The sequence below is a fragment of the uncultured Psychroserpens sp. genome, from assembly GCF_947494225.1.
Taxonomy (GTDB): Bacteria; Bacteroidota; Bacteroidia; order Flavobacteriales; family Flavobacteriaceae; genus Psychroserpens.
The window spans coordinates 475,931-500,236 of the sequence record NZ_CANLUG010000002.1 but is presented as its reverse complement, the minus strand read 5'-3'; the positions used below and the strand labels follow the sequence as shown (position 1 = coordinate 500,236).

Below are 24,306 nucleotides of genomic sequence, written 5' to 3'. Positions count from 1 at the left end.
ATATTTTTATGACGGCTTTTTATTACTCTAAATAGTACCATTAGTTTTTTTTGTTTAAAATAAATAAAGCTTTGGATTGTGTTTTTTTATTTTTATACTATTAATTATACTCTAAATTTTCATGAAAAATATATTCAATATTATCCTAATTACTTTAGTGTTTTTTTTGACGGGATGTCAAAAGGGAAAGTTTAACTATAATGTTATAACAACCAAAAAAACAGGGTTCAAATACGATAAGTTCGACAAGACTATAGAAGATACCTATCAATGGTTAGAACAAGTGGATTCTTCTCAAGTTAAATCATGGGCAAAGCAACAAGATAGTTTGACCAAATCCTATATTGGCAATATGTCTGAAACTAAAAATTGGATTGAAAAGAGAATGGCTGAACTGGCAAAAGACATTAATAACGATACACCGATAGTAACTAATAATGGCAGCCATTTTTTTATTGAAAACGATTATCAAAAATCACAACCTTTATTAAAATATAAGCATAAAGAAAGTTCAAAAGAAATAACACTAATAGACCCGAACAGTTTATCAACTGACGGAAATATCGTGCTAAATGATTTTATTCCAAGTCCATCAGGAAAATATTTAGCATATTCACTTTCCAAAAATTCTTCCCGTTATAGAGATTGGAATATAATGAATGTTAGTGACCAAACAGAATTAGTTGAAACAATCAACGCTGCATACTTAAACATTCAATCTTGGCTTCCAAATGATGAAGGGTTTATTTATAGGACTTTCGTTAATGTAGATAGAGATGATGAATCTTTTATTCCAAACACTAGTGTAATAAAAAAACATATAATCGGTAATGAGCAAGATGAAGATGTTACACTATATACTGCAAAAAAAGATGAAACTATTAGTGCCCATTTGGATAGTGAGGGTAGAAATATACTAATAACCGAAGGAACAAACACCACCACAATTTGGCTAAAATCATTAGAAAAAAATACTAAGCCTCTACTTTTACTAGATGGTAAAACAAATAATGTTCTTTATAGCTTCATTGATAACATTGGTAGTAAATATTGGTTTTTATCTTATGAAAATGCACCAAACGGAAAAGTTATTGAAGTTGAAGTCCTTAATAATTCTGTTAATAGTATTAATGAAATCATACCATCATTTACAGAAGCTATTAATCAAGCATTTGTTTTTGGAAACCATTTTGTATTACATACTTTAAATAAGGCAAAACCTTTATTGAAAGTATATGATTTAAACGGTAATTATAGAAACCAAGTAGAATTACCTGTAGGTTTGACCTGGAATTCATTTACACCTGCATTTCAACAAGGGATAAGTGGGAATAAGAACAGTTCTTGGGTTTATATTAGAAGTCAAGGTTTAACTGCTTCAAATAGCGTATATAGATACAATATTGATAGTGATACTTTTGAGACCTATATAAAATCTAAAACACCTTTTAACATTGATAACTACGAAACAAAACAAGTATTTTATAAAAGCGAAGATGGAACTGAAGTACCAATGTTTATAACACATAAAAAAGGGTTGAAATTGGATGGAAACAATCCAACACTACTATATGTTTACGGTGCTTATGGCTGGACTGCTTTACCATTTATAACAAGGAAATATGCTCTGTTTTTAGAACAAGGGGGAATTCATGCAATGCCTAACATTAGAGGTGGAGGAGCTCTTGGTGCAGATTGGTACAAGGACGGTCGAGGTATGAATAAAAAAAACGGTATTGATGATTGCGTAAATGCTGCCAAATGGCTTATTGATAATAAATATACATCTTCAGAAAAATTAATTATTGAAGGGAATAGTGCTGGTGGTATAGTTGCAGCTGCGGCTGTTAATAAAGCCCCTGAATTGTTTAAAGTTGCATGGCTAGAATTTCCAGTTTTTGATTTAGCAAGAGTCATGCAGTTTCGAGGGGGGAACAGGTGGAAATCTCAATTTGGGAATCCAGATGTGGAAGAAGAGTTTAACTATATGTATTCATACTCACCATATCACAATATTAAACCAGAATCTGAATATCCGTATACGCTAATTGCTGCAGGCGAAAAAGATCCAATCGCATCACCTTTACATAGTTATAAAATGACGGCGAAATTGCAAGAGTATTCAAAGGCACCGTCGCTGTTGTATATAAATTGGGATGGCGGACACGGAGGCAAAAATGAAGAAGAAAGAACAGCATTGCGTGTAGCTGAATTAACTTTTGCGTTTGAGGCATTAGGTATAAAACCTAAATCTATTAATTAATGAAAGCTTATAGCCATAGTCTTTCACTGCTAATAATTGGTTTAAGGAGAGAATTTAAATATAGTAAAATTTAACAGGAATTATATTATAAATCCGCATACTTTTCAACAAACTATATACATATTTATTTCGCTCAAACTTTTCAAATCTCTCATTTTTTTGTCTCACGCAAAAGAGCTGATCTAACTTCAATAAAATAAGCTTTTAAAAGAGGTTTTATTAGCAGATAATTAAGCTAACGCTATAGAATCTTCCTAAACAGAGTAATATAGCATGGTACAACAGTACATGATTTAATATCTAAAATTAATTTAACATACAATCAACATAAGCAGTTTTTGAAAATTAATGTAATTTAGCAAAAGAAAATATAGTATAGCGTTAGCTATTTTATCCGTCACTTGGAAATCGCCAGTTTCTTAATACACACAGATAAATAGACTAAACGCTCACCGTAAGGCGTGGGCTTAGTTTATATGTGTGTAGGGCTTCTGGCGATGCCTCAAGGACTGTAAGCTACAGTTCCACGCTTATTGTTTTAACTAACTTCACTTTGGAACTGGGTGATTATAATATTAAATATTATGAGAAACCAAATTTTTAAATTGATCTTCGTATCAATTTTAACTGCAACCTACTTTGGTTGTTCGTCTGATTCCGACTCAGATAATTGCGAAACAATTTCATGTCTTAATGGTGGGACATTTATTGATTGTGAATGTGAATGTCTACAAGGCTATACTGGTAGTAATTGCTCTACACAAGTCACACCTAGTAAAGTCATTATCAACAAAGCTATCGTTAAAGTTTTTCCAAACACTAACAATGGTGACTTTTGGGATTTAGCTATTCCTGAAGCAGAAGACGCATTACCTGATATTTACATTACATTTCAAAACTCAAACTTAGATGTTATTTATGATAGTCCAACTTTTTATGAAAATGCCATTTCTGGTGAAGGCACATTTTTTGAATTTACTATCACACCAAACATACAATTAACAACTTTTAGTGATCCATATTTGATAAATATATGGGATTATGATACTGTAGACGAAGATGATTTCATGACCAGTTTTGGATTCTTTGCGTATACCTCAAATAATAGTTTTCCACCTACAATTACTGTTGTAAGCCAATCTAATGAACTATTAGTTGATTTAGAGCTAAGTTACGAATGGTAACATGATTTGATATAAAAGCGAGATACACTTATCTCGCTTTTATAATTTAATGAGTTCACTAAGAAAAATATAAAGTTAATTAAACATCCATTAGATGAAATCATAAAAAACAACTAGAACCAAAAATATAATTCAAACCTAACTAAATGAGACAAAACGGTAGAACAAAAAACCTTGTCAGTTTCAAACAAAAAGCCAATAAAAAACGTGTATTACTAATTCTTATTTAGGTCTACAATATAACTAACTGTTAATTCAAAAAAGGCTACTAAAATTTAAAACTATCGAATTCAACGTAACCATTGAGTTTGCTATTAATAAAAACCCTTGTATACTAATGTATCAAAAATGCTTACTAATATGTATTTTAGCATCAAATTTGTACTTGATTCATTAGTATAAATACAATAGGATACTATATGCAAAACACTTAGAGTAGAACTAAAAGCCTTGAATTTCGATTAGTCATTGGTTTTGCTTAAAAATGGGATTATATTCTTTTTAATAAAATTTAGTAAAAGGTTTTTAGTTTTAATATTTATTTAGACTCATTCAAATAAATCGTTTAAGCATTAATTAGGAATCAAATAAAAAGGCCATTGAAGATTATTAAACACAATACTGAGAAAAATATTTGGTAGAGATGATTGAATTAAGGATATGATACCCATTTAGAAAAGTGATTTTTCTCTGGTTCGTTTTCTTTTACTAACTTAGGTCAATCCAACGCAACTAATCTTGCACGAAGACGTTGGCATAATATAATGATAGAACCAAAATTTATTGAAGGTAAATTAACCGAATTTAAACTTAAATTTCAGGATTTAACAAAGACTATAAAAGTTAATTCTTGTTATGCTGTAAAAAAGTTCGATTCAAATGATAATATTACTGGTAAAGTTATTGAGAATTACCGTGAAAAGGTTAGAGACGAACCAGAATTGGCCGCTGAATATTTTAATTCAAAAATTGAAGTAATTAATAGTTTTATCATTAATGTAAAAGATGACTCTTTAAACAAATATGATTATGTACAATTGTTCTTACCTTCAGACGAAAACAGGAATCAATTGTTAAGGAACTTTTCTTTCAAAAAGTTCAATTCTGAAAATGATTATTCATCAAGTTTTAAAAAAAATAAAGATTTAAGTATTGTTGGCATAGATTGCAATAAAGCGGAAAATATTTTTACTTATGAAGAACCAAATAATATAAATAAACCTGTTAAATCAATTCTTATTATTGATGATACGATCGATACAGGTTGTACTGTTAAAATATTTCTTAAAAAACTTTACGAATCAAACATTATAGATAATGAAACTGAAATATCTGTTTCAATTATTTATAATAATTATCGAGAAAACAAGTCTAAACCTCCATTAGAGGCTTGGAAAAAAATGAAATCATAATACACCCAACAACTTGTATAATTATTCGCTTATTCTGTGTTTACTCGGAAAATCCGTAAGATTTTCTTCTGGTTCATTTTGTTTTATTAACTTAGTTTCTACCAATGTAACTAACAATAAATGAACATATTAGTACTCATATTGCCAAAATCATGAAAGAATGGACTGAAATACCAGATATTGAACTCTTTTCTGATGGAGGTGCTGAACCAAATCTAGGTAAAGGTGGTTTTGGAGTGATCTTGTCTTACAAAGGAAGACAAAAGGAGTTTTTTGAAGGTTATAAATTAACTACAAATAACCGAATGGAATTAATGGGAGTAATTTTCGGACTTGAACAATTAAAGACTAAGTCCAAGGTTCAAGTATATACAGATTCAAAATATGTAATTAACGGAATAACAAAAGGTTGGGCAAAAAAATGGAAAAAAAATGGATGGGAGAGAAAAAAGAATATCAAAGCAATTAATAGTGATTTATGGGATAAACTTTTAAATGCTATTTCAGAACACATTGTTGAATTTAATTGGGTTAAAGGTCATTCTGGTCATATAGAAAATGAAAGATGTGATACTCTTGCCAATTATGGAATAAACTCAAAAGAACTTAATCAGGACATTGGATATGAACCTAACGAAACTCATAATAATCAAAACTCGAGTACCAATTCAACATTTACAAAGAAAAATAAGACCAAAATAGAAAACGCAGGAGACGCATGCCGAAAATGCGGTGAATCAGTAGTAAAGAAAGCACCGAAAAAAAGAAAAATTAAAACAAATCAATCGTATTATTTTGAATACTATCTGTTTTGCCCTTCCTGTAAAACAATGTATATGACAGAAGGCGGAAAAAGAGAAATCGTAAATGAGAATAGATTGTTTGAATAAAAATACGTTTGCTAACAACGTATAGGGTTAATTTCTGTCTGAGGGTATTTTCGCAAAACCTTACGGATTTTCCTCTGGTACATTTTCTTTTACTAATTTAGTGATTTAATAATTGTGCAACCACAACGAACTAGGCGAATTTTAAAGCATACCATAGAAAAACACCTTGAGTTTCATTGTAAAAATAATATATGAGCGACATAAAAGAAATAACAGAAGCCCTGATAAAATTCAGAAATGAAAGAGACTGGGAACAATTTCATAATCCAAAAGACTTGGCAGTTGCTCTCAACATAGAGGCGGGCGAACTTTTAGAAACTTTTCTTTGGAAATCTCATGAAGAAGCAGATAAAGAAAAGATTAGAGAGGAATTAGCCGATGTTCTTGCGTATGCTTTTCTATTAGTAGAAAAATATGGATTTGATGTTAAAAAAATCTTGCTAGATAAAATTAAAAAAAACGGGAAAAAATACCCCATAGAAAAGGCAAAAGGAACCGCTAAAAAATATAATGAGCTTTAATGATTTCATCTCAAGTAAAAATAAATCATTATGATTTTGAAAATACCCTATTCAAAAGTTTCAGCACAAATCATTTTGCCAAAGACCTATGGCCACTAGTATATATCTTGAGTGATGATGAATCAAAAACTGCATATATAGGCGAAACTACTGATGCTTATTCAAGAATGAGTACTCATTTAAAGCATAAGGAAAAAAGCAAACTCACATCTATTCATCTAATTACCAGCGAAAAATTCAACAAATCCGCAATATTAGACATTGAATCTAATCTAATTAAATATATGTCAGGTGATGATGTATTTAAATTACTAAACGGAAATCTTGGTCTTGCAAATCATAATTATTACCAAAAGAAAGAAGTTTACTGGGATATATTTAATTCAGTATGGAATCAACTTCGTGCTGAGGGTATAACAAAACACTCTATTGAACACATAAACAATTCTGACCTGTTCAAATACTCACCTTATAAGAGCCTAACTATTGAGCAAAGTGAAGGACTTTACCAAATTCTAAAAAGCCTTACTACAAGAAAAAAAGTCAACACTATTGTTGAAGGCGGGGCTGGCACTGGAAAGACAATTCTTGCAATTTTCCTATTTAAAATTCTTTCAAGCCATCAAAATGATTTTAGTTTTAAAGAATTTGGGACAGAAGAGAAGGTATTTATTGATTTAGTTCAGAAAATAAAACAAAAATTACCAAACCCTAAAATGGCTTTAGTTGTTCCTATGTCGTCTTTCAGAGCAACTTTAAAAAAAGTTTTCAAAAATATAAAAGGTTTGAACCCGAAAATGGTAATTGGACCATCTGAAGTAAGTAAAGAAAAATATGACTTATTAGTTGTAGATGAATCTCATCGCTTAAGGAGAAGGATCAACCTTACCAACTACAAATCATTTGATGATGGATGCAAACGATTAGGGCTTGACAAACATTCTTGTTCTGAATTGGATTGGGTACTAATGCAATCTAAAAGCGTGATATTGTTTTATGATGATGAACAGTCTATTAAACCTACAGATACACCTAAATCAGAGTTTGATAAAGTAAAGAAACTTGTCAATTCTAACGTATTAAAACTAAAATCACAATTTAGAGTAAAAGGAGGGAATGCTTATGTTGAATTCATCGAGTCATTACTAAAAGAAAATATAAATAGGCAAACCCCTAAATTCAATTCGAAAAGCTATGAATTCCTTCTATTTGACAATGTTCAAGAAATGATAAGTCAAATAAAAAAACGTGATATTGAAAGTGGATTATCTAGGCTCATCGCTGGTTTTTCTTGGAAATGGATTTCAAAAAACAACAAGGAGTTAAAAGATATTAAAATTGGTGATTGTGAATTAATGTGGAATGGCACGGCCGAAGATTGGATTAATTCAAAAAATTCAATTAACGAAGTTGGTTGTATTCACACAACTCAAGGTTATGATCTTAATTATTCAGGAATTATATTTGGGAATGAAATATCATTTGACCCTATAAATCAAGAGATAATTATCAAACCTGAGAATTATCACGATAAGAATGGAAAAAATACAATACGAGACCCTGAAGTACTAAAGGAATATATAATAAACATTTATAAAACTATAATGCTTAGAGGGATCAAAGGTACTTATGTATATGTATGTGATCCACTTTTAAGAGAATATTTTGAATCATTTATTCCAAAGTTTCAAGCTGTAAGGCCAAAATCAAATAACTTAATTAGAAAAGAAAACATTTTACCTTTTGAAAATTCCGTCCCTCTTTATGATCTAAAAGTAGCAGCAGGAAACTTCGGAGACTTACAGCATATTGAAGAAGTAGAATGGGTTAATATTCCTAAAAACATAAAACCTAATAAAGATCTATTTGCTTGTCAAGTAATTGGGGAATCAATGAATAAAATAATTCCAAATGGATCATATTGCCTATTTCGAAAATACCATGGTGGCTCTAGAAGCGGTCAAATAGTTTTAGTTGAAAGCACCAATATCAATGATTCAGATTTTGGTTCTTGCTATACAATTAAAGAATACGAAAGCAAAAAACATGAAGATGAAAACGGATGGAAACACCATTCAATTGTTTTAAAGCCGCTTTCAACAGACAGCACATATTTAAAAATCGTGATAGAAGATGAAGAATTATCATCATTTAAAGTAGTAGGTATTTTTGAATGTGTTATAGGATAAAATCACCTTCAATTGTATTCGAAAAGAATATAATTTAAAATAACTAGAACCAAAAACTTGCAGTAAACATAACCACAAACCGATAACACATCAGAATCAAAAACCTTTGTCAACTTGTAACAAAAATCACTAAAATAGTAAAGACTATTTAGTTTATAGTTAAATAACAATGGACTCATTAAAAAAAACTAAGCATAACTACTTATTTTACTATAGTTACAAGAGATTGTACTCATATGCATATATATAATGCATACTTGTTCATTACAGTATCAAATTTATAATTCAATAAATAGTCTAAATTTGATAGCAAATTATACATAAAACTCTTGGGGTAAAACTAAAACCTTAAGTTTTCAACTGTCAGCAGTTTTACTATAAACATGGAATATTATTCTTTTTAGTAAATTCAAATAATTATCAAATATCTAAATACTCAATTAATTCATTAAATAATTCCATATAATCAATTCGTAAATTGTCAAAATGGACATTAAGTAATTCTTCCAAATTTATGACACCAGACCAATAGATGTTTAATTTTGTAGTTAAATTAGATTGTTCTATTTGTTTTAAAACAAATATGGCCGCCATTAAATCATCAACATAACCAATTGCACCAAATTCTTCTTCAGGGTAAAGATCTTTAGGTAAAATAAAATAACCTATAACACTCAATAATTTAGACCTATATGCATTAGGTAAGTCTGGGTCATCCAAAACTTTAACCATTAAATCAAATATATGCCTAGAATTAGTTATTAATTCTTGATGTGGTCCATTATAATCAGAAGTGTTATTATCTAACAATTCAGAATAGTCTAAATTTTTAAATGTATTCATAATTTTCCATTAAATGTTGTTTTGTTTTGTTGTCCCAAATTATAACTCGGTCTTTTCTGAGTTTATTAATTATGTCAATATAATTTGTTATTGTATTCGGAAAAAGGGATATAATTAATAATCCAGAAGTTCTAGTCATTATTGTGTATACAAATTCAAAAATTTCATCTTTATCTATAATTTCAATCCTTGTAGACCAAAGAATACAAGTTTTCTCCATTCCTTTCAATCTTAAAATAGTATCAGTACTTGCAATATTTAATTGTTTATTACTTAATTTATTTTGTAAAGGAAAATCTTTTTCTAATATTGTTATGTTTCTAATTGGTTGATCTTTTAAGTCAATGATATCAAAAAGTTTATAAGCTCTTATTATTTGTGAGACTTTATCAGCCATTTGAACATCTTCTTCTGCGTAAACTAAAATTGGTCTAGCTCCAGGTGGTGCTCCCTTATATGGCGTTATTATATCTATATGATCGCTTCCTGATGCAATATAGTTAGATATAGGTTTAATAGCCTCACTAATTCTATATGGTAACCGATAAGATCCTTTAAGACGATGATATTTTCTGTTCTTCATTCTTTCCGTAGTTTCATCATTATCACGGGGAATATCAGCAACTTTTCCTAAATGAACAGCCTGAGCATAATCGCCTGCAATCACTAAATTATTAGGGTTTTTTATCAGACGATAAAAAATAGTATAATCTGATTGAGTACAATCCTGAAATTCATCAACAAAAATATATTCAAAAATGCCATTCATAGTTCCACTATTTAATTTTTTTAAGAACTTATTTCTCCTTGTTATGATAGATGAATATTTTTTTTCTTCCAATATTCTTAGATACTCTATAACAGTTTTAAACAATAGTTTTCTTCTTATCCCATTATATTCTAATCTAGGTCTCCCTTGACGTATTGATGTAAGATAAATTTCTTCTTTAGAATAATCATTACCATATATTATGCGATGATATTCATCCAAAACATAATCTGCGTTTAAAACATTATCGTATTCAGAAGTAGTAATTATATTTTTCGATTTAACATTCTGTATGGCTACTTCAGTAATTCTTTTGTGAAAAGCATCAAACTGCAATTGATCTGATGCAAATGGATAATCATTAATCGATTTTGCTTTCCAAATTCTTGTCGGTAAAACGTCAAAATGCATTATAGCAATATTTGCAAATTGTGAATCTTCTATTCTTATTCCATTTTTGCTAATTACATATTTTATATTCTTAGAATCCAAAATATCCGTTAACCATTTTATTAAATAGGCTTTGAGTTCTTTATTAAATGTGGTTACTAGAATACTTAACTTATTAATTCTATTCGCTTTAATAGATTCTTCTACAATATTAATTACTCGTTCTGTAATAACGACGCTCTTTCCACAACCTGCTGGACCAGTAATTACAGTAGGTCTACCATCATGCTTAGCAGCATCTCTCTGTTTATTATTTAATATAATATCACGTCTTACCGTTATTGGTGGGTTATATAGGTTAACTGTGTTTTTTGATTCTTGACCAGAAAATATGTCAAAAATAGGACTTGTACTTTCTAATACAGAGCCAACAAGGGCCCTATCGTGCCAAGTAGGTGTACCAGAAAATTTTATGTTCAATGTATCTTTAAACTTATTTCGTGCTCGAAAGACTTTGCTCATAGTGCCATTAAAAACCAATTCACCTTTTAAATCAACCTTATGGTAATTATTTTCATTTAATAAATCAGCCAAGTCATTTGTAAGATAGCTTTTGTTGTAAGATGAAAGCAATAATATTTTCTTTGGTGCGAAATTTTGTAGAAGTTCCATAAACCCAAGCGTTAGATCATCTTTATTCTCTGAATGATCAAACAAATAACTAGCTGTAATCCATATGTTTGAATGTTTTAAACGTTGAGATTGGTTCCAAGAATTCAAAGAATATTCTATTTCAAAGTCCAAAACCTCAGGATAGATTTTAATGAAATTTGACCATAAATATGTTCGATTGTAATCAAGCATAAAGGGGCTTGTATCAATATTAACAATTTTAAATGACGGTGTAGGAATGTTCAAAGATTTCATACCACAATATACTAATCCAGCTGCCCATTGTACTGCACCAGTTCCAGCACCTAAATCAAATAACGTTATATTTTCATCATGACGTGCTTCATAAATAACTTCTGCAAAATATTTTAAAAATGTATTTACACGCCTTCCATGATACCAAAGAGAATATGTAAAACCTATTGTCGGCCGATCATAACATAAATCTTTATTACCTGATAAGGCATAGCATTCATTATTCGTGGTATTTATATCAAAGATAAGGTTGTCAAAATGCTTATTAGAATTATAATACTCATAGGATGTTTTCTCCAAAATCCCATCCAAATCATCTTTTTGAGATTCAATCCAATATAAGAGTTTCTGAAATTCCATCTTTATTATTTATATTGGTGCAAAACCAGTTTTACCTATCCCTAAATTTGGTATTTTTTTTTGCATAATTTTTAATACCCGTTCGTATTCAACATCGCTCCAATTAAACTCATTTAATATTTTCAAAGCCTCTTCCCTTGTTCCTCTAACAAACTTGCCTTTATCCTTATGAAATGGTTGAATAATAAATCGGTTTATTCCTGTTTCTAATAACTCTTCTGCAAAACTATCGGGATTATACACTGGTAACAATGGTGTCATAGTAATACAGGATTGAATACCTGCTTGATGTACTTGCTTTACAGCCTTAATTCTTTGTTTATTGCCTGGGCAAAAAGGCTCAAATACTTTCCTCACTTTTTCACTATCTGTTGTAACAGTCATATTAATCTGAATATGTTTAAACTTTTTAAACAAATCAATATCTCTAATGACTAAAGCACTTCTTGTCTGTATTACTAGTCTAACTTCATGAAACTCTATAAGTTCTTTAAGAATATTTCGTGTTAACTTTAATTCTTTTTCTATTGGTTGATATGGATCTGTAACACTACTTAAGTAGATAGTCTTATCTATCAAAGGTCTTTTTCGCTTCTTTTGAAGCAGTGTTAATGCATTTTCCTTAACTGTTAACCAGTCTCCCCAAGTATCCATTTTTTCCTTATTTCTAGAAAAGAAAGCAGCATAACAATAGGTACACCCAAAAGAACACCCAGAATATGGATTAAGCGTATAATCGTAATCTGCCATAAAACCAGAAGCTGGAGTTAGAATGGAACCTGCAGATTTATACTCTACATTAGTTTTACCTAACTTAGATTTTCTCTCATCATCTCCAAATATGTTTAACTGACTCATAAAATTTTCTTTATTTCAATATAATCCGAAATAAGTTCATTAACTTTTTTAACAGATACTTCATTCACAAACAATGGTTTTACAGGATGCGACACCGTATTTCTAATTTCCCAATATAAATTACCAGCACAAAACTTCTTACGATACTGTAATAAATCAGGACAATCTTTTTTAATTAAATTAACACTATACTTAAGTAAAGTACCAATGGTTGGAAAATAAAGATGGTGAAATATTGAATTTTCATTATTTAACGATTTAAGTAACTCAAATTGCTCAGCAATTTTATTCGCCTGTTCGTCACTGGTTTTTTTTAAAACCTCAACAACAAATTCTTCATCTAACAATTCTTCTAGATACCGAGACACAACTAATTCTAGTGATGCAGTAATTTGATAGATATAGTTATAAACAGCCAAGCAATTTAAATTATTCAATGACACTAAACCTAACACCTCATTACTATCAGAAAGAAAGAACAGATAGTTGTCGTCTGTTATCATTTTTCTTAGTAAGTCTATAAAACTCAGTCTATAGTATATGTTATCCTCTCTGGTAATATGTTTTAGAGAAACTTTCGAGTAATCTCCCCAATTATCGGTTTTAAAATACTTTATAATTGGTTTACCTGAAGCTACAGGAAGTATATCGAAACGATTATTAGCCATTATAGATTTAGCTTGTTCCTTGTCTTCTTTATCTATAGCGACCCAATCCCATTTATTAATACCAATTTGAGCAACTGTAAGTTCTAAATCTGGATTATATTCAAAATATTTTTTAACGTCCATCTATAGAATTATTTAATAGGCATAACTTCCATCGGGTTTTGTAAATGCTTTTGCAACTATTTCTGCCTCGTCTATTTTTCCTTGTTTAGTCAACCAGTCAAAAGTTGCATGGATTAAAGTATATGTTCCTCTTAATCCAGTATACTGCGCACCATATGTTGTTGTATGTCCAAATGTATTCATAATGTTTGCCAGTTCTTTAGCTGGTAATATTGCTTTAGCTTTATTTAAAACTGTTGCAATCTCTAATGCATATTGTTTATTATCCATAACTTTCTTAATGGTATTAAAACTTTATAGCATTGCTCTAAACCTTTGTTCAGACTCAATAAACTCTGCCAAATTATTCCTTGTTTGTATTGTCCAAAAATTCTCAGCCGGTGGACTAATTGTAAATTCCATACTCAACCAATTTAATTTTGAAGTAGAATATAGGTTACTGATTACTAATAATTCATTAGGCTGTTCCCTAAGCAATCTATGAAATAATGCCGTGAAGCTTTCTTTTGGCCTCAAATTTCGATTATGTCGAATCAGTGTTTGTTGAAAATAATCTCCTTCATTATGCATATCCCAAATACGTCTTAATTCCGGAGTTTCTAATTCATATTCATCTTCCCATAACCCTTTCAGAGTGCATTCCCAAATTGTATCAGAAAAAGGATTCTCAGATTCAGTTATTTTTATATGAATATTATATTCATCACTATCGTTACAATGAAAATAAAGATTGTCATATTCGAGAGTTTCCATTTTTCTAATTAATTGAATTATACCTTTAAAACCTTTGTACTTTCCTCACCAAACTGACTTATAACCCTTACTGCTATTTTTTGACCAGATTTCACTTTAAAAGGGTGCGACTCAAATCCATACAACCTATCAAAAGCTTCATCATCTATTTCTATTTTTAACGTAAGTTCTACTTTCTTTTTAGTTTTGTCTTTTGCTAAAGAGTCTAAACCTTTTCGCCATTTTTTAAACTCATCTTTTTTACCTCCACAGAAAAAGACCTGTTTTACAACAAAGTTGCTACCATCGTAATCATCATCTACCATCCAATAAGCAATATCCTCTACATTACGTGCTTTTACAATATCTTTTATAGGATCATAGATATCCAAACCAGCCACCTCAACGGTTGCTTCGTCACCTTTTTTATTTAGCACAATATCTGGCTCACCAATGGTAACAAAAGACGCTGCTTTTTTATCTTTCTTTAATAAACCCTCTTGCATTAAATCATCATGCATACGGACCTTAGTAACTTCAAATGAACCTACAGACATGGTCACGTTTTGATTGGTTATATCACTCTCAAATGAGAATCCAAGTATAATTAACCAATCTGCATCACCACGTTGGCGGCAAGATTTTACAGCTTCATTAACCGATTGTTTGGCTACTGTACCAAATTTTGGTCCTATATGAAAATATGCCTTTTTTTCTTTTCCTTCTTTATCTAAATAAAACCCTTCTGCATGTAAAAAACTATCTGCCAAACGTTCTACTCTAATAAAAACTGCCTGCTCGTTTTTAATCCCATTTTTAACACCTGCAGATTTTAAATGCTCAAAAACACGTTCTTCAAAAGTGCCATCATCATCAGTCTGTTGAGAACCATCATCTAAGCTTTCTGGGTTAATAGGCTCAAAATTCTGCAAAGTTTCTACTGTATAAGGCCCTGACACACGGAGCTTATTCTTATCTTGTAAAGGCTGATCAAAAAGAACTTCTTCTGGAGCCTCTTCATTATTTGCAACTGAACCTAAAGTTATGTGAGGCACTTCCTTATATGTAAACCCTTGGCGAATATCACCATTAGAATCGTATAACTCATAATAAGGAAATGTTGAAGTAAGCAACCTTTGTTTTGCAATATTCAATGCAATTCTTGAAGTGTCAATTGTAATCCAACGCCTTGCCCATTCTTCTGCCACAAATGCGCTAGTACCACTACCACAAGTGGGATCCAATATCAAATCTCCAGGATCAGAGGTCATTAATATACATCTCTGTATAATTTTAGGATGTGTTTCAACAACATACTTTTTAGCATCACCGTAACCTCCAGCTGTATCATCCCACATATTTGTCATGAGACTTACAGGATAATCATCTAGATAGTTAACATAGTAAAGCTTAGTGCCTAATTTTATTACACGCTTTTTAGATATTAAGTTATCCATTCCTTTTTTTGTAGTCTTCCAGCTTTTACCTGTCTTTGGTTTAAAAATTTCTCCTTCGAATTCAACATCATATAAGCACGTTGGTGTAAAACCACTTGAGTACATATCAAGTCTTGCAAATAACCGACTTCCGACTGGCAAAGCTTTCTCTCCACTTCTTTCATCTTTTGTAAGTCTGCGCCTAGCACCGTTTTCTAATTCAATCAAGCTATATTCAGAAGGATTCGGATTTCTTTTTTTAAATAACTGTCTATATTTTACATTTGATTTATCTTTCGAATACCAAATAATGTAATCATACATTGATTCAAGATGCCTAGCACCGAAAGGCATATTTTTCACCCTAGCAGTTATTACTGACATAAAGTTTTCAGAACCAAATACTTCATCACAAAGTGATCTAACTAAGTGTAAATTATCTTCGCCAATTTGAATAAAACAAGAACCAGATTCATGCAGTAATTCCTTAGCTATAAGAAGCCTATCTCTCATGTACGATAAGTAGGTGTGAATTCCTAGTTCCCAAGTATCTCTAAATGCTTTAATCATTTCCGGTTCTCCAGAGACATATTCGTCTCCACCTTTAACATCTCTGCTATTAATATTAATTTGCCAGTTAGAACTATAACTTATGCCATAAGGAGGGTCCATATAAATCGTTTGCACTTGCCCTGCCATACCTTCACGCTCCAATAAACTAGCCATAACTAAATGACTATCTCCTTGTATTAAACGATTTGTCCAACCATCTGAGTGCTGGTAATATTCACTTACTTTTTCTAGTTCATCTCTTTCTAAGGCGTTACCAAATAATTCGTTCGTAGAAAACATATCTAACTGGTCATCATTCCTTTTTTCTACTGTTGTTTTATATAAGCCCTTTATAAGTTGCTCTGGTGCGATGTGTTCATGTCTGTACAAAGAGCGTATGTCAACTTTTAACAATTCTTCTCTATTATCATTTCCGTACTTATTAAGCCAATATAACTCAGGGTCTTGTCCGCGATGTGTTACAGGATTTAATGGCAATTCTAAGGCGTCCTTACCTTGATTTACTTTTGTATTTGCATCTTCATAACCCGCTTCTTCTTTGGATGGTATGTGTGCTCTTGTATCTTTATGTTTTATGGAATCTATTTTTTTTGCCATGTTTATATGGTTTTTATTTCGTCTATTATTTGTTGGGCTTCAATAGTTAGATTTTCACTCTCATAAGTTATTAACAATTGATTTGGGAAATGTTTATCGTACCATTTTTGTTTTAACTCCCAACGCTCTTTATATTTTGGTAAATGCAACATACCCACATGTTCCCAGTAATAGGTTTTGCCGTTTACATTTATGGTGAAATCTGGTAAGTAAAATGTGCCATCTGGTGCAGTCAATAATGTTTCATATTTAAAGCTTTCAACATCATTGGACACTAACAGATTAGTAATGATAACTTCTGATTTACTACGTACTAAATACTCACTTAATGTTTTATGAATTTTACCTTCTTCGTACCAACTTCCCATATTAGAGAATTCTAACGGCAATGGTTCAAATTTAAAGAGTGATGAATTTATAAAATTAAGTTTGGAGCGCTCAGGTCGTCTTAAGGATTGTAAGATGCTTAAATCTTTCTCTACAAATACTCTTAACTTGGTTTTGGCTCTAGTAATTCCTGTATAAATTAACTCGGTAGATAATAAAGCTTGTTTAGATTGTGGGATTACCAAATACAAATAGCTAAACTCGCTTCCTTGAGATTTATGTACGGATATAGCGTAACCTAATTCTATATTTTCTTCAACTTGGCTATCTGATGAGAATCCAACGGAGTAATTTGGCAATCTGTTAAACGTCGTATTGAATTTCACTTTATAATAACCAAATTTCTTAGCCCAAGTTTTACCTAATTCTCCGTTAAACACATCAATTTTTTCACTTCGTTTTTTATCAAAACTATATGCCCAATATCCTTTCCTTCCTGCTCGATTTGTAAATTGTATCACTTTATCAAAATACGTGACACCACCAAGAGTTCCTCGATTCAAATTCTTTTCGTTCAAAGTTCCTTGTAAAAGTTTATTCAGGTTTTCAGTTCCAAACAATTCGCCCCTGTAAGGGGAAATTACTTGGTATTCCATGATATCATCATTACCAGATCCCACCATATCCGTTTGTAACTCTGAAACTAGTTGTTCTTCCAGTTTTTCATCATCTTCCCAAACGAATACCTTTACATCTTCATCAAGACAACCTTCTTCGTTTATTCGATTCAAGATGTCCTCAAAATCGGATTTGTTTTTGGATTCACCATTAATATTCTGCACATACATAGACGCTAAATCTATAATTCCTGTACCTTTTCCATCAACACGATTTTCCATTTGTCGCATATTGAATTTTAAGAAACCGTATGCTTCTGGATCAATAGACTGAATAAATTCGATAACATCTGCAAATACCTTTCCTTTTCCTATTGGTGGTAATTGATTAGGATCGCCCACAAAAATGACGCGTTTGGCATAATCCCAATTGATGGCTTTAAAAAGTGTTGCCATCAATGTTAAATCTATCATTGACGTTTCATCAATAATATAGGTGGTAATATCTTCTTCTCTTTTACCTCCTTCTCGTTTAAAAGTGAAATTATTATTTAGCCAACCTTTGGATGCTAAAAATCGATGTATTGTTTTTGCATCCTCTCCTGTGGCTTCACGCATTCTATCAGATGCTTTGCCTGTAGGTGCTAACAGTAAACATTTTTCGGTATTGTTAGATGTGGTTTTAATGGCTTTTATAATGGCATTAATTACAGTTGTTTTTCCTGTTCCCGCTGCGCCAGATAAAACAGAAATAGGTTTTTGAAAAATCTGCATACATACTTTTTTCTGACCTTCAACAGCCTCGGCATATTCCTCAGATGCTTTACTATCTAATTCACAACCACTTCTATGAATTTCATTTTTCCATTTTTCTTCACTAAATGGTCTTTTTATTTCAATTGGTAATCTTCCTACTAAATTTCGAACTTGCTTTTCAATAATGCGCTCTTGATTAAAGATTTCTTTTAAATAGATATATGTAATATCCTTATGGTTTTTAAAAAGTAATTTATCTTCAAATAGCTCTCTTTCAAAATCTATAAAACCCGTATTGAAAATTTCTTTTTTCCAACCAGGATAGTTGTTAAGCTTTGTGTTTACTGCATCTAAAATGGAGGTTTGATCTACAAACGCATGTACATCTGTGTGTTTTAAATTATCAACCATAAGTGCACGTAATCTCCTTCCATCATCTTTTGCAATAATTTTTTCTAGTTCAATTTCTGGTGAAGGCATAACTGCATGATCAATTTTCTCAAAATTGATAACATCGTCTATATCATTACCAATATAATCTTCAGAAAGTATAAATGGATTATCAATAATCTCTTTTAGACTATTATAAATACTATTTTCCTCTCTTCTATCACTTAAAATTGCTCTTACTTGATCAGGTTTTAAATCAATTCTTGAAAGAATTTTTTCTGCTAGCTCTCGTTTATCCTCTGAATCTAATTTTTTGAACCAATTACCTTGATACGAACGCAAAATTTCAGGAGCTATTACATCTCCCTCATAAGTTTTAATTTTAAGGTCTTTTATATGTTTAAAAATGGTTTCCGTTGCTTCAATCCCATTATTTAATAACACCTGAGACTTATAATACATTACCAAATCCGGCATATCCAAAACTTCAAGAATCGATGGCAATCCGGGAAATGGCCCTCTGTTTTTCCATAATTCATTCTGAAGTGAAATTAACCACGCTTTACGAGCTTCCCAATTTTCGGAATCATCTATTGATATTAGATAATCTACAATTTCCGTTAATCTTTCGACATAAATTAAGGCATCATCGTCAGATATGTGTTTAGTTCCATACTTGAAATTACTTGGAATTTCAGGGATATAAGTGATTTTTTCTAAAATTTCAGGTTGATCTCTATACTTATGATATGGAATTGTAAATCCTTCATCTGGAAAATGAGAAGTTATTGGCACTTGCCAAACAAATCCGTTAGCATATTTTAATCTATTGGCCTCTGAAACATTGTCATAAAACATAATGTCACCTGTTTTCTTAAGTCTAGAAATACCGATGAGTGCAAAGTTCCTGCTATCTTCTTCACTAAAAGGATTGCTTTTATTAGCATAGTAAAATATTAAAGAATTATTCGGTTCCAATACTTTGAAAAAATCTTTACCGTTTTGAAGTCTTTTGTCGTAATTGTATGTTTGAGTTGAACCTTTTGGTCTTTTTACATCATCAGAATACATTTGTTCATAAGGCCAAATACAAGCAGTTGCTGCTGGTATATCGAATGTTACCCCTTTAGAATCATCATTGAAAAAATCTGGAGGATTACTTTCTCCCCTAATATCACTTATGCCAAATGCATTGATACTATAAGAACATGGAGGAATCCCATCTATTTGAGAACAATGACAACCGGCAACATCTTCTTTACTTTCCCATTCTAAATTGCGACTTTCATTAATTAAAGATCCAGGATAAGAATGTTGACCTACACAATGTGTGTTTGCCTTAGGGTTTTTACATACATGACCATTCCAACCATCATCATGCCATGCCAAACGTAATGAAATGTGTACTGACATATTATAATGATTTAATTTTATCTATTAATTGATTCTTTATATTCCGGACATCATTTGCTATTTCAATAAAATGCCATTCATCGTATTCATATTTATCTTTTACTGCATTAACTGCAGGTAACCATCTTTTTTCAACAAACCATTTTTTTTCTACTTTATCCTTATTCATTCCCGTAATTTCAATCATAAGGTTAGCCATAGAACCATCTTGCTTTTTAACTCTTGCAATAAAATCAGTATAATACATTTTGTCTATGCCCTCTTTAACATAAGGAATAGTAAACCCTAAAAACTGATTTTTAACGTAAGAATCAACTTCATCAATTTCTTCAAGTGTTTTAGCACATACGCCCTCCCAGTCAGAATCCATAACAACATAGTTCACATGGCTTTTATGAGTAGGATATACATCTTTTGAAGTGTTACCACCAACATATTTTGTACTACCAAATTTATTGTAGTAATTAAAAACTGGCTTTATAAATTCGGATGTATTTATGTGAGGGTTTATTCCTCTACTTATATGATCCGCAATTGTTTTTGGGTTATCGAAATAGATTAATTTCTTATAATTTTCATCTTGAATATTTAATAGTAAAACTTTATTGTCATACCAGTACTCTACTATCTTTTTAAGCTTATTAAACTTTTGAAAATTAGGATTATCATCATCATCAGAAAAATGATATTTTATTAATTCTTTTGCAATTAAAAATATGAGTTCCTGCTTTCTTTTCTCTAATACTTGCGATACTTCTAATGTTTCTTCTTCATTAGAAAATGCCGTACCCATAATTGTAGTTATTGGAAATTTAGCCCCATCAATTTCATAGTTTTCAATTTCTGTAAAATCATAAATTAATTCATCATCCGCGTATTCAACACGATACCCTTCTAAATTTGGGAACTTAATTTCGTAATTTGTCTGCCTTTCGGGAATAGCTTGCACATATGTATATTCTGGAGGGTCGGCTGGTGATGCTGTTCCACCTTTAAACATTTTAAATGGAACACCTATGATATGGGCATATTCTGGTGGAAATTTTTCAACTATAATTTTTCTTTTATCATTTGTTGGATTACCTTCCTTGTCATAGCCTTGCAAGAAATAATTCATTCGTCTTAATGCCCTTCCAGCAACTTGCTCACATAACAATTGAGAACCAAATGCTCTTAAACCCATAATATGAGTAACAGTATTTGCATCCCATCCTTCTGTTAGCATAGAGACTGAAACTACACAACGAATATGACCACCTAACTTACCTGGCTCTCCGACAGTATTTACAACTTCCCTTAAAATTTGGGCATCGGTTATTTTATCTACTGATCCTTGTCCATGTAATCGAGCATAATCCTTTTTAAATTCATCAATTTCTGATGAGAATATTTTTTTGAAGTCATCACTAACCTGATCGGCATCATCTAATGCTTCAGAATCTATAATCAAAGTAGGAGACTTTTTCTTTAATCGTCCGTTTTCATCATAATTAGAAAGCAAATCATAATGCCCAGTAACGGTTCTTTTTTCAACTTTAGTAGGTTTACCTTTTTTGTCAGTTTCTAAAATTTCTTCGTATTCATAACCTGCAATAAATTTATATAATTCTTTAGAAACTGATGTATTATTGCAGACAGCAATAAAAACAGGTGGTCTTGAAAATAAAGAAACAGATTCTTCACCTTTTTCTCTTAAAGCATTAGAGTAATCCTTATAGTGACCATAAAATTGATCTAGTGCACCCTTAACTAGTGATGGAAGTTTAGGAGGTTCCTCTGTTAGTTTTCTTCCTTCTTCCTTGGCCTCTTTCTTTTTACTTCGTTGACCTTTTTTTGGAAGTTGATCTTTTACATGATCGTACAAATTCCTTAATACAGGCATAGTGAGTTCTTGTGAACTATCGTTTTCTGGAAGAAATGGAATTTTGACTAACCCAGCTTCAATCGCCTCAATCAAACCAAAATCTGACACAACCCAGCCAAACAAACTGTAAGCTGAATAACCAGAACCTTGAAGGTAATACGGTGTTGCCGACAAATCATATACTGCGGTCAACTTAAACTTTTTAGACAATTCAGAAAGACCTGTAAACCAAACAGCTGCCTTTGCATTTTCATCACCTTCCGTATCTTTTGTTCTACCTTTTTGTTTAGGCAAATAACAGTGGTGTGCTTCATCATTTAATACTAATAGACGACTACCTAATTTAAATTTGCCTAAAACTCTTTTTGTTAATTGATTAAAATCTTCCTTAGCAATTTGCTTTATCGCTTTGCCATTATCATCATGTCCAATGATTTTACCATCAAAAGGACTCTTTTTATTTCCTTGAAGAGTTCTAGGTTCAAATGAATGATAATTAGTGATAATTAATTTAGAGTTTAAATTAGCAAGATTGGGTTCAAGATTCTTTGGGACTAAATCTCTAATTGCATAATAATCTTCTCGTTTATTTTTGTTATTCGATTTTTTATCTACAAATAGAACTCCCAATCTGTCTTTAATTGTTATTCCAGGAGCAACAATTAAAAAGTAATCTGCAAATCGTGTGTCTTGCCTATACTCCTGTCTATTGAAATAATGATAAAGAATCAATGCTCCCATTACTACTGTTTTACCAGTACCAGTAGCCATTTTGAATGCGACTCTAGGTAATTGTTGATGAGATTCTGGACTAACTTCCTTTTGTGGAGAATGTAATTTATTCAGAATGTTTTGACCTGCATTAGAACGCTCCGCTACCTCATTAATCCATATTGCTGTTTCAACAGCTTCGCGTTGAGCAAAAAACAATTTTTTTATAGCATGCCGTTCTGGATTATTAAACCAAAATGTAAGTAACTCTTTAGTAACTCTTGTCGTATTGGAATAACCATCATTTCTCCAACGTCCTACTTCCTTACGAATTAAATTCACAGTATGTGTTCCGTAATCAGCAGTTAAATCATTTACTTCAAAAATCTCTTTTTGATTTCCCTGTCTTGTAGGAATAACATTAATATCTGGCACAAAAATTCTTCTACCTTCCTGAATTTGTTCATAATCTAATTCACCTTCAATATTTGTATGATAATGATACTTTGGTTCGTCATAAGGACTATTTAGGATTGGGTTTTTATCCATTCGTTTTTAAATTATATAATGCATTAATTACTAGCAGGAAAATAACTCAACAAATTGATCATGTTGGTTATCCATCAATGATAGTACAAAAAAGCGTCAACTATTAATTAATTTATAAGGGAGAGTTTAAAGATAATAAAAGCAGTCACCTTTGGAAAAGAAAATTAAAGAATTTTCTTTAGATATTTCTACGGCTTCCCTTAAAACTGACTTCACTTAATTATAGAAAGTAAAAACTAAGCTCTTAGTCACAAAATTGTTCCACATTTAGCCTAAAAACTACCATACATTTATTCATATAATAACAAATAACACAAACATTATGTATAGAAAAACAGAACCCAAAAACAAAAATATCACAGTTAGAGTCACAGAAGATCAGTATGATGAATTTACAGAAATAGCTGAAATGAATAAAATAAGTACATCCCAGTGGGCTAACCACATCCTATCAAAACACAAGGATAGTTATGGTAAAATTGAAGATAAAGAGAAACTAATTGAAGGGATTGATATAACCCGTGAAAACATGGAGTATGTAATGACGGTATTAAAAGGTTTAAGGGAAAAACATAAGTCCTTTTATAGTAAAACAATGCCTTTGATACTAACTGAAATGAAGCTTACAGAGAAAATGATAGAAATGACCAAGTTTAAAAGGAGAATTCAAAATTAAATATAGCATTAATTGTGATTATCACAGAGTCCGTCATTCATCAATCTCAAAATATCCGAATATTTATAGAATATACGCTTACCAACTTTTGATACTCTAATATTATAATCTGCAGCAAAGGTTGACATTTTGGTATTGCCATAATTAAAGAATTCCTGTACTACTTTACGAGGTATCCAACCTCCTATAGTTTTATGTGATTTCATTACTGCTGTATTATTATCTTTTCTTTCCATTTCAAAACATTTTACTTCAAATTTCAAGAAAA

General features: G+C 31.0%; 17 protein-coding genes. 7 read left to right on the top strand and 10 right to left on the bottom strand.

Features of this window, described 5'->3' with window-relative positions; all coding sequences use genetic code 11:
• Window positions 1–121: 121 nt before the first annotated feature.
• From Q0893_RS06315 to Q0893_RS06290, 6 genes are all read left to right on the top strand, one after another.
• Entirely contained in the window at window positions 122–2,263 is a 2,142-nt protein-coding gene (locus Q0893_RS06315) for a prolyl oligopeptidase family serine peptidase (protein WP_299273483.1), read from the top strand.
• A 584-nt stretch (window positions 2,264–2,847) separates the two neighbouring features.
• Window positions 2,848–3,447 carry a calcium-binding EGF-like domain-containing protein gene (locus Q0893_RS06310; RefSeq protein ID WP_299273479.1) on the top strand — a complete coding sequence of 200 codons (600 nt, stop codon included), beginning with the start codon at window positions 2,848–2,850 and terminating at the stop codon, window positions 3,445–3,447.
• 764 nt (window positions 3,448–4,211) lie between these two features.
• Complete coding sequence (locus tag Q0893_RS06305) at window positions 4,212–4,859, top strand: hypothetical protein (protein WP_299273476.1); 648 nt, start codon at window positions 4,212–4,214, stop codon at window positions 4,857–4,859.
• A gap of 152 nt (window positions 4,860–5,011) precedes the next feature.
• Complete coding sequence (gene rnhA, locus Q0893_RS06300) at window positions 5,012–5,749, top strand: ribonuclease HI (RefSeq protein ID WP_299273472.1); 738 nt, start codon at window positions 5,012–5,014, stop codon at window positions 5,747–5,749.
• A gap of 191 nt (window positions 5,750–5,940) precedes the next feature.
• Window positions 5,941–6,270, top strand: coding sequence for a nucleotide pyrophosphohydrolase (locus Q0893_RS06295; RefSeq protein ID WP_299273469.1), 330 nt, complete (start codon window positions 5,941–5,943; stop codon window positions 6,268–6,270).
• Window positions 6,270–8,459: a DNA/RNA helicase domain-containing protein gene (locus Q0893_RS06290; protein WP_299273466.1), complete on the top strand. Its 2,190-nt coding sequence runs from the start codon at window positions 6,270–6,272 to the stop codon at window positions 8,457–8,459. The genes Q0893_RS06295 and Q0893_RS06290 overlap by 1 nt, the downstream gene beginning before the upstream one ends.
• Before the next feature lie 420 nt (window positions 8,460–8,879).
• Here Q0893_RS06290 and Q0893_RS06285 read toward each other — a convergent pair whose 3' ends face one another.
• The 9 genes from Q0893_RS06285 to Q0893_RS06245 are packed head-to-tail and all read right to left on the bottom strand — an operon-like array spanning window position 8,880 to window position 23,362.
• The gene (locus Q0893_RS06285) at window positions 8,880–9,302 is read right to left on the bottom strand and encodes a DUF1232 domain-containing protein (RefSeq protein ID WP_299273463.1); all 423 of its coding nucleotides are present in this window, start codon (window positions 9,300–9,302) and stop codon (window positions 8,880–8,882) included.
• A complete protein-coding gene (locus Q0893_RS06280) occupies window positions 9,289–11,748 on the bottom strand; it encodes a UvrD-helicase domain-containing protein (RefSeq protein ID WP_299273460.1) in 2,460 nt (819 codons plus the stop codon). The genes Q0893_RS06285 and Q0893_RS06280 overlap by 14 nt, the downstream gene beginning before the upstream one ends.
• 9 nt (window positions 11,749–11,757) lie before the next feature.
• Entirely contained in the window at window positions 11,758–12,606 is an 849-nt protein-coding gene (locus Q0893_RS06275) for a radical SAM protein (protein WP_299273457.1), read from the bottom strand.
• Window positions 12,603–13,397, bottom strand: a complete 795-nt coding sequence (locus Q0893_RS06270) for a hypothetical protein (protein ID WP_299273454.1) — start codon at window positions 13,395–13,397, stop codon at window positions 12,603–12,605. The genes Q0893_RS06275 and Q0893_RS06270 overlap by 4 nt, the downstream gene beginning before the upstream one ends.
• A 12-nt stretch (window positions 13,398–13,409) precedes the next feature.
• Complete coding sequence (locus Q0893_RS06265; RefSeq protein WP_299273451.1) at window positions 13,410–13,667, bottom strand: hypothetical protein; 258 nt, start codon at window positions 13,665–13,667, stop codon at window positions 13,410–13,412.
• A 24-nt stretch (window positions 13,668–13,691) separates the two neighbouring features.
• Window positions 13,692–14,150, bottom strand: a complete 459-nt coding sequence (locus tag Q0893_RS06260; protein ID WP_299273448.1) for a hypothetical protein — start codon at window positions 14,148–14,150, stop codon at window positions 13,692–13,694.
• A gap of 17 nt (window positions 14,151–14,167) precedes the next feature.
• Complete coding sequence (locus tag Q0893_RS06255) at window positions 14,168–16,735, bottom strand: DNA methyltransferase (protein ID WP_299273444.1); 2,568 nt, start codon at window positions 16,733–16,735, stop codon at window positions 14,168–14,170.
• A gap of 2 nt (window positions 16,736–16,737) precedes the next feature.
• Complete coding sequence (locus Q0893_RS06250) at window positions 16,738–20,238, bottom strand: AAA family ATPase (protein WP_299273441.1); 3,501 nt, start codon at window positions 20,236–20,238, stop codon at window positions 16,738–16,740.
• Between the two features lies 1 nt (window position 20,239).
• Window positions 20,240–23,362 (bottom strand): BPTD_3080 family restriction endonuclease, encoded by a 3,123-nt coding sequence (locus Q0893_RS06245; protein WP_299273438.1) that lies wholly within the window; start codon window positions 23,360–23,362, stop codon window positions 20,240–20,242.
• Window positions 23,363–23,684: 322 nt separating this feature from the next.
• Between Q0893_RS06245 and Q0893_RS06240 the strand changes: the two genes are divergently transcribed.
• Window positions 23,685–24,038, top strand: coding sequence for a hypothetical protein (locus Q0893_RS06240; RefSeq protein WP_299273434.1), 354 nt, complete (start codon window positions 23,685–23,687; stop codon window positions 24,036–24,038).
• An 8-nt stretch (window positions 24,039–24,046) separates the two neighbouring features.
• On the opposite strand, the gene Q0893_RS06235 is transcribed toward Q0893_RS06240, so the two are convergent.
• On the bottom strand, window positions 24,047–24,274 hold the full coding sequence (locus Q0893_RS06235; protein WP_299273431.1) for a hypothetical protein: 228 nt from the start codon (window positions 24,272–24,274) through the stop codon (window positions 24,047–24,049).
• Between the last annotated feature and the right edge of the window lie 32 nt (window positions 24,275–24,306).